This window comes from Paracoccus sp. Ld10 (assembly GCF_045064235.1).
Classification (GTDB): Bacteria; Pseudomonadota; Alphaproteobacteria; order Rhodobacterales; family Rhodobacteraceae; genus Paracoccus.
Map to the genome: position 1 here is coordinate 1 of NZ_JBISHD010000017.1, position 5,718 is coordinate 5,718.

7 protein-coding genes and 3 pseudogenes are annotated in these 5,718 nt (G+C 57.5%); 6 read left to right on the top strand and 4 right to left on the bottom strand.

Going from position 1 to position 5,718, the window contains the following annotated elements; genetic code table 11:
- On the top strand, window positions 1–254 hold a 254-nt coding region (locus ACJJVR_RS05015; protein ID WP_405402727.1), incomplete at its 5' end, for a transposase.
- Window positions 255–355: 101 nt separating this feature from the next.
- Here ACJJVR_RS05015 and ACJJVR_RS05020 read toward each other — a convergent pair.
- Window positions 356–580: a DUF1622 domain-containing protein gene (locus tag ACJJVR_RS05020; RefSeq protein WP_405402729.1), complete on the bottom strand. Its 225-nt coding sequence runs from the start codon at window positions 578–580 to the stop codon at window positions 356–358.
- A 745-nt stretch (window positions 581–1,325) separates the two neighbouring features.
- Here ACJJVR_RS05020 and ACJJVR_RS05025 point away from each other — a divergent pair.
- The 4 genes and pseudogenes from ACJJVR_RS05025 to ACJJVR_RS05040 form a co-directional block, all read left to right on the top strand.
- Window positions 1,326–1,559 (top strand): annotated as a pseudogene (locus ACJJVR_RS05025) (tyrosine-type recombinase/integrase); the annotation flags it as partial.
- Window positions 1,560–1,874: 315 nt separating this feature from the next.
- Window positions 1,875–2,615 (top strand): SDR family oxidoreductase, encoded by a 741-nt coding sequence (locus ACJJVR_RS05030; protein ID WP_405402732.1) that lies wholly within the window; start codon window positions 1,875–1,877, stop codon window positions 2,613–2,615.
- A 151-nt stretch (window positions 2,616–2,766) separates the two neighbouring features.
- A pseudogene (locus ACJJVR_RS05035) lies at window positions 2,767–3,384 on the top strand (transposase); the annotation flags it as partial.
- Between the two features lie 50 nt (window positions 3,385–3,434).
- Complete coding sequence (locus ACJJVR_RS05040; RefSeq protein ID WP_405402734.1) at window positions 3,435–3,824, top strand: hypothetical protein; 390 nt, start codon at window positions 3,435–3,437, stop codon at window positions 3,822–3,824.
- Here ACJJVR_RS05040 and ACJJVR_RS05045 read toward each other — a convergent pair.
- From ACJJVR_RS05045 to ACJJVR_RS05055, 3 genes are read right to left on the bottom strand one after another with little or no spacing between them, the layout of a single operon-like run.
- Window positions 3,769–4,527 (bottom strand): hypothetical protein, encoded by a 759-nt coding sequence (locus tag ACJJVR_RS05045; protein WP_405402735.1) that lies wholly within the window; start codon window positions 4,525–4,527, stop codon window positions 3,769–3,771. The two genes, ACJJVR_RS05040 and ACJJVR_RS05045, sit on opposite strands and share 56 nt — an antisense overlap.
- A gap of 24 nt (window positions 4,528–4,551) precedes the next feature.
- On the bottom strand, window positions 4,552–4,788 hold the full coding sequence (locus ACJJVR_RS05050) for a hypothetical protein (protein WP_405402736.1): 237 nt from the start codon (window positions 4,786–4,788) through the stop codon (window positions 4,552–4,554).
- On the bottom strand, window positions 4,788–5,453 hold the full coding sequence (locus tag ACJJVR_RS05055) for a hypothetical protein (protein ID WP_405402738.1): 666 nt from the start codon (window positions 5,451–5,453) through the stop codon (window positions 4,788–4,790). The genes ACJJVR_RS05050 and ACJJVR_RS05055 overlap by 1 nt, the downstream gene beginning before the upstream one ends.
- 187 nt (window positions 5,454–5,640) lie before the next feature.
- On the opposite strand from ACJJVR_RS05055, the pseudogene ACJJVR_RS05060 reads away from it, so the two are divergent.
- Window positions 5,641–5,718: pseudogene (locus tag ACJJVR_RS05060) on the top strand (IS5/IS1182 family transposase); the annotation flags it as partial.

Here is a 5,718-nt window from a genome sequence, read left to right on the forward strand (position 1 = left end):
GCAAGCCCACCGACAATGGCTTTATCGAAGCGTTCAACAGCAAGCTCAGGTCGGAATGCCTGAACGCGCACTGGTTCATGAGCCTTGCGGACGCACAGGAAAAACTGGAGACTTGGCGTAGGCACTATAACGAGGACCGACCCCACAGCGCCATCGGATATAACGTCCCGATCGCCCTGCATTATCCCGGCGGCGCAGCCAGCCCGTCGCCGGACCAAGCCGGAAAACTCCAGCATCCGGCGGTCCAAGGTTAGGGAGCAGCGCACAAACCGGCAGACTCTCGTTATGATCGAGGGACCAACGGGGGGCAGGTCAAGGCCGATAGGGCAGACAGCGCCCCATCCCGTCTGCGCGGTCATTTCTTTTTTAGCGTCCTCATCTCATATTCGAGCGAGAGGGAGATAAAGGAGCGGATCAGTACCAGCCCCCCAAGCAGCATGATATTGGCAAGCGTAAGGTGCAGCACGGTCCGGATCAGGTCCGCGACAATCAGAACCTCGAGGCTCGCCAGAATATGCCTGCCAAGCGCCAGCCGACCGCGATTGAGTTGATGATCGCGCTCATGCGCATCGCGCCGCATAACCTCGCCAGAGACGAACCACCCCGTAACCCGCACAATGCCCAGTAGCAGTATGGCGATCGCGAACAGCTCGATCAGGACGGCAACTCATCCCAGAACGACCGCGACAGATCCCAGATGGTCTGCCATGGACAACAATGTCGCATCCTCCCTAAGCCTGTCCTTGATCATCGGCCGTTCTTCGGGACCTGTCATCCTGCCAGACGGATGGCAAGACCGCCACCCGGGTCAGTTTGGGATCACCGTCATGGAGCCGTCCGTTTCCAGAACGATGGACAAACACCCTTGATGTCGAACTGTCCGCCTTGGCGTAGTACCACGTCGATCTCATCGCGCGAGACACTCTAGGCTTCCATGGCCGCATCGAGATAGCGCCCTTCCCACATAAGGTGGCTGCATGGCGCACGCGGCCCATTCCGGCCGCTCAACGATTGACGGATACTGCCGTGCAACTTCTCCAAACCGGACGTTCGTGCTCGGCGGAGCAAGATCAAGCATGCACAGTCTGCTACGTGGGACGAAATTGCCGTTCATTTGTCGGACATGGAGGTCAGCTTTGCTCTCAATTTGCGGCAACGTCGGTGCCCTTGACTGACTCATCGGAGCGCTTCTCCACCAGAAAGTTCGTCAACGTGACACCAGCGCTTTCGATCTATTGCTCGCGAACGACTTCCCAACCCTGCTACTCAAGGAGACCTCGGACGAGATAGCTTGCTTGCGAATAAAGACGCGCGATACTTGCTTCACGCGCCAGTACTCACGGATCGTGCGGGAGTGGGTGTCGTCGATTGGGCTAAAGGCCACTGCCTACGGCACTCATTCGATGCGGCGCACAAAGGTCACGAAGATCCACAAGAAGACAGGAAACCTGCGTGCTGTTCAGCTTTTTTAGGGCCATACAAAAATGGACAACACTGTCAGATACTTGGATGTCGAACTTGAAAATGCACTGGCAATATCGGAAGCTATTGAAATCTAGGGGTTTGAGCCGTCCGACAGGGACGGCCCGAACCGAACGTTGGCCAACCTTTGCGGCGCCGAGTGTCATCTCCAAGTGTGAGGGGTGTATCTTCTAAAAATGCCGAATTAAGCTCCAGAGGCAGGTATTCAAATAGCTGTCTTTCACTAACAGCTTGGTGATTGCCACAGTTTTGACGCTGATCGTGACACCCGCCATGTTGATTTTTGGCGAAAAGGAAGGGCGGCGCGATAAGCCCGCGACAGCTGCTGAGCCTGCCAAATGAGGAAAAACACGTTTTTAGACGACCGCCCTATGCCCGCCAAAGGAAGCATCATGACAGAGACGAAACAAAAAACAGCCATTGTAACCGGCGCATCGCGCGGAATAGGCGCAGCTATCGCGGCAAGGCTTGCCCGCGATGGTTTTAACGTGGTCGTCAACTATTCTGGGAGCGAAACGGCAGCCTTGGAAGTGGTGGCAAAAATCGAAGCTGCTGGAGGTCGTGCGATAGCAATAAAGGCAGATGTCTCTGACGTATCGGCCGTGAAACATCTATTTGACAGCGCAGAAACAACATTTGGCGGCATAGACGTTTTGGTGAACAATGCAGGCATTATGAAGCTGGCAAAGATTGTCGATAGCGACGACGATCTTTTCGACAGTCAGGTCGCCGTAAACCTTAAAGGCACGTTCAACACCTTGCGCGAGGCCGCAAAGCGCCTGCGTGACGGCGGCAGCATCGTGAACCTGTCCACTTCCGTCGTCGGGCTCAAGCTGGAGACATACAGTGTCTACGCGGGCATCAAAGCCGCGATTGAGACGATGACCGGCATCATGGCCAAAGAGATGCGAGGCCGCACTATCACCGTGAACTCCGTCGCCCCCGGCCCGACCTCTACCGAGCTGTTTCTGGACGGAAAGTCCGATGAGTTTATCAATAAACTAAAAATGATGTCGCCGATGGAGCGCCTCGCCACGCCAGAAGATATAGCCAGCGCTGTGGCGTTCCTTGCTGGTCCAGATGGCAGTTGGATCAACGGTCAGACCCTACGTGCCAACGGTGGTCTGGTCTGAGCTAGCTTTGCGAAAAAGCAACCAGCCAATAAGAGCCGCAACCTAAAAAGAAGGGGTCGCCTCCTACTTTTTGGGTTTCGGTCGTCGGGCGCTGAGATCTGCTGCTGGTTTCGTGGACACGAAGATAGGATCGTGACCCAGGAACTGGAGAGTGGATATGACGAGACGAAAGTTCAGCCGTGAGTTCAAGACAGAGGCCGTGAGGCTGGTAACCGATCGGGGCGTAGCGGTGTCGCAGGCGGCCCGCGATTTCGATCTGTCCGAGAGTGTGGCTCGTGCCGCTGGATGAGGGAGCTGAGTGCAGCCCCGGCTGCTGCCTTTTGCGGGAACGGGCAGATGCGTGCCGATCTGGTCGATATCGCAGCCCTGGAGAAAGAGGTCGTCCGGGTCCGGGCGGAGCGTGACATCCTCAAGAAGGGTGAGAGCATTGTCCGCCATTGGTGCAAGGGCAATGGTCGAACGCTTTTTTCGCGCGCGAGGCGACATGAGGTTCGCCTTCATTGCCAGGCGCCGGCACATTCGGCCAGTCAGTTCGCTCTGCGAGGCGCTGGAGGTTTCGCGCTGCGGCTTTCACGCCTGGCAGGGCCGCCCGACCAGCACCCGCGATATCCATGAGCCCAAGCTGGTCATGGCGATCGAGACGAGCTTCAAAGCCAGTGATCGAACCTATGGCGCCCGGCGCATGTGGCGCGATGTTCTGGAAGAAGGACTGGCCTGCGGCTTGCACGGGACCCTGCGACCGATGCGCTACAACGCCTTCAAGCTGCGGGCATCCGGACCATGGAAGCTCTTGGAGGTCTCGATCATCCGATCCGCAGCATGGAGGAGAACACACGCCTCCGCTTAGTGACGCAGGCACGCCTTCAACACGCCCCCAAGACCGCGAAACCCGCGTTTGAGCTGCGCGCACCGGACCGTGGCAAGAGGTTTGACTTGCTGCCGGAGCCGCAAGTCGGCGACCAGTGCTATGACATCGAAGGCGATCCACATTTCGAAGGTGGTCTCGAGTATCTTCCTGGCGTCTGGCTCGATGGCCAGTTTCGTGCGTTCTGGGCGCACGACCATGGCGCCGAAGCGCGTGCGCTCGCCGAGCTTCTGCAGTTCTTCCGCGCGCGGCTCACAGCTTATCCTGACGCGCGCATCCGTGCGTGCTCTATTGAAGGCTCGTCGAATGGACCCGAGTTGGCAAAAACAGCAGCGGCGCCTTAGTCTCAACCCTCAGTTGCCGCAGATAGTCGATGCCCCGCGTTCCTTCTGCTTTCACGGTATTTGCGATGGATATCTGGCCAACCAACGTCATAACACCGCCTTTCAGACCGTCTGAAAGATGCTCGGCTTGGGCTAATGCAGTCGATCGAAGGCACGAATTGCCGCGTGACACGAGCCGCACCGAGCTGTCGGCGCTAAGCATCTCAAGCAATGCCATCTGATCGTGCATGCAACGGCTCGCGTAATCTTCTGCTGTGGCCAACTCGTCTGCCGCAAACAACGCCTGAATTGCAGCTTCCTGGCAGAGCCGGATTGCAGCCGCTAGCGTCCATAAGCGGTCGAGTTGCTCCAAAGGTATTGATGTTTGGCATGCGACATCCGCTTCGCGCCGGAAGTGGGCATCCAGTCGGGCCGCGCTGCGAGAGAGGCTGACCTGGAGTTGCTCCGCCACACGCTGTGGATCGAGCCGAGTGGTCAGACTGTCAACGTTCCGAATATCGGCGGCGACATCCGCCAGAATGCCTCGGATATTGTCCTCGCGCCGGTCGCTGGTTGTCTGCCCAACAGCGCTTGCAATGGCCTCCAAACGGGTCTCGATGCCTCGAAGCTTTGCCGCCATGACGGCAAAACCCGCGATCGATACTCCCAACCCCAAGCCGGACAGAGCCAGCGTCCCATATTGAAGGCCCTGCATCAGGACCATCCCCTCTTTCAACGCTGAAATGCCCTAACGCAGATGCTCGTTCTGCACTACCGAGATCACGCCTAGGGGTGAGAACCCGTTCATGGCTTGCGCACCAGCGCCTGCAACCTGATCGAGAAACTGCGGCAGTGCTGCCGTTTGCTGCACATGACCGAGAATTTGGCCGGTCGAACTGTCTTTGATGATTGCACCAAATAACTGAGCACCGCCAGAAGTAAGGGCCTCCTGTAGCGCGCCGGGTATTTCATAGAGCAACGGCATCAGAAGGTCTCCAGCGATGTTTGTCCCGCCCTTAGGACGATGGCCTGAGTGTCATTCAGTAGGCAGCGGGCTGACGGTGCGAGCCCATCCCCAAAGACCACGGTCCTTGCATATCGGGTCAATCGATCCTCGAAGTGGGAGCGGATCCGATCTGTTGCATGACCTAGGGCTTTCGTTCCGGTCATGGAAAGTGCCGCAATTGCTGCGCCGCCCACCAGAAGGATCGGTGTGCTGACTGTGGTTGTAGTGAAAACGACGAAAGAAACCGACGCCACAGTCGCATAGGAAACGACAGCCGGCACCACCAATACAGACGCGGCTAGCAGGCTAACCCCCGCGATTGCCGGGAGCGCCGTGGATGCATAATCGGAAAGAGCACCATGCGGCGCGCTGGCCAAAATTTCCGCCAGCCCTTCTTCGGCTCTGGCCGCGGCGATGCGGCCCTGCTCCTCAGCCCATGGGACAATAATTTCGCCCGCAATAGGGCCAATATCGTAGTGGGCGCGAGTAACTCCCCAGAGGGACATACTTGCAACGTGGTTCTTGATGGCCAATTCCAGCCCAGGCCAAGCTCCTTCAAACTGGGCAGTAATCGACTGCAACTGTGTATCACGCCATGACAGCAGCTTAAGCTGCGCCTCGATCGTAGAAAGGTTGAACGTCATGAGGCAAAGCCCTGTATGGTCTCGCTCTGATATTTCCGTGTCTGGTCAACAGAGCAAATGAAATCGCTTATTCGGGCGTCATTGCGCCGGTCACAACATAACTGCCACGGATACCGCGGCTAGGTGTTTGAACCCATTGATTTCAGATTGGCTGCGTGATTCAGGGTTCTGGAAACGGAGCGGTGATATGTCTGATCTCTTCTGGCTGAGCGAGGCGCAGATGGCGCGTCTGGAGCCTTGTTTTCCGAAGTCCCACGGCAGGCCA